This is a genomic window from Gordonibacter pamelaeae 7-10-1-b (genome assembly GCF_000210055.1).
In the GTDB taxonomy this organism is placed as follows: domain Bacteria; phylum Actinomycetota; class Coriobacteriia; order Coriobacteriales; family Eggerthellaceae; genus Gordonibacter; species Gordonibacter pamelaeae.
Window position 1 is genome coordinate 3,242,617 of the sequence record NC_021021.1, and the last position, 1,517, is coordinate 3,244,133.

A 1,517-nucleotide genomic window follows, 5' to 3' on the forward strand; every position below is an offset into this window, starting at 1 on the left:
GTCCACGGCGGCGTGCGCGATCTCGGGCGACATGCGCAGCACGCCCGGCTCACCCTCCACCTCGGCGTCGAACACCCCGCCCGTGACGAACAGCTTCACCAGGTCGCAGTTGTGCGCGAAGCAGGTGCGCACGATCTCGCGGGCGTCCTCGGGCGTCTTCGCTATGTGCGCGAACAGCCCCGCGCCGTGGCCGCCCGGCACCGTGACGCCCACGCCGGAGGTGAGCAGGCGCGGCCCGGGGAACTTGCCCGCGTCGATGGCGTCGCGCACGTCCACGTCGGCGAAGCCGGGGTCGCCCACGCTGCGCACGGTGGTCACGCCGCTCGCCAGCTGCGCCTGGGCGTGGCCTCGGATCATGCGGCGCAGCGCCCACATGCCCACCGGGTTGCCCACCACCTTGTCGATGAGGTCGCCCGCGCCGCCCGCGCTCATGGGCTTGCCCGAGCCGCACAGGTGCACGTGCGCATTGATCAGGCCCGGCATGAGATACGCGCCGCCGAGGTCGACCTCGCGCGCGCCCATCGGCCCCACCGTGGTGGCCGCCGGCCCCACGCGGTCGATACGCCCGCCGTCGTCCACTACCACCGTCATGTTGGGCTGGGGCTCCATCTGCTCCGTGCCGTCGAGCACCGTCGCATGCGTGAGAACGTACGCCATGATCTTCCCGCCTTCCTCGCCGTGTGCGCGGCGCGCTTTCCGTCAGAGTCAGTATACCCCGTCACGCTCGACGCGCGTCACCGAGAGCACGAGGTGCGGCATGCGCACACCGCGGTAGTGCTTGACGAGGGCGCCGCACTGCCGCATGCCGTTGCGATGGGCGACGGCGAGGGACGCTTCGTTCGTGTCGCGGACGATGGAGAACACCTCGTCGGCGCCCAGCACATCGAACGCGTGGTCGCGGCAGGCGCGGGCGGCTTCGGTGGCGTACCCGTTGTGCCAGAACGCGCGCTCGAAGAGGTAGCCCACTTCCATGACCCGTCCGCCGTCGAAGTCCTGCCAGGTCAGGCCGCACTGGCCGATGAACTCGCCCGTCTCTTTCAGCTCGACCGCCCAAAGGCCGATACCGTCGTCGCGGTAGCGCGCGATCTGGCGGTCGAGCCACGCGCGCACCTCGGCATCCGAGAACGCGCCCTCGTAGGCATACATGGCCTCCGCATCTTGCAGCGTGCGACAGAGAGCATCGAAATCATCCGGCACCATCTCGCGCAGCACGAGGCGCTCGGTCTCGAGGACTACCTTGCCGCCCCGCCCGCCAACGTCCCGGGTTCCGACACCCGAGCTCCTTGCGTCCCGTGCCTTGGACCCCGCGGCCTGGCCCCGTGCATCGCGGGGTCTGAGAAGCACGGGATCTCCGACGTCAGGCATCGAACTCGTCCACGAAATGCTTGATGAGGGCTGCGCTCGTGGGGGTGCAGCGCTCGCCGTCCAGGCGCTCGGTGCACACGGGTATGCCGGCCGCGAGGATGGCGGCCGTGGCCGGCGCGGGGATGTGCAGCTCGCCATGGGCGCACGTCACC

At 70.5% G+C, this 1,517-nt stretch carries 3 protein-coding genes; all 3 read right to left on the reverse strand.

The annotated features are described in order from the left end of the window. Nucleotides 1–657 (reverse strand): amidohydrolase family protein (locus GPA_RS14900; RefSeq protein WP_231847668.1); only part of this gene is annotated, 657 nt, incomplete at its 3' end. A gap of 48 nt (nucleotides 658–705) precedes the next feature. After that, nucleotides 706–1,365 (reverse strand): GNAT family N-acetyltransferase, encoded by a 660-nt coding sequence (locus GPA_RS14905; RefSeq protein WP_083809169.1) that lies wholly within the window; start codon nucleotides 1,363–1,365, stop codon nucleotides 706–708. Next, nucleotides 1,358–1,516, reverse strand: a complete 159-nt coding sequence (gene larC, locus GPA_RS17610; protein ID WP_231847709.1) for a nickel insertion protein — start codon at nucleotides 1,514–1,516, stop codon at nucleotides 1,358–1,360. The genes GPA_RS14905 and larC overlap by 8 nt, the downstream gene beginning before the upstream one ends. Nucleotide 1,517 lies beyond the last annotated feature (1 nt).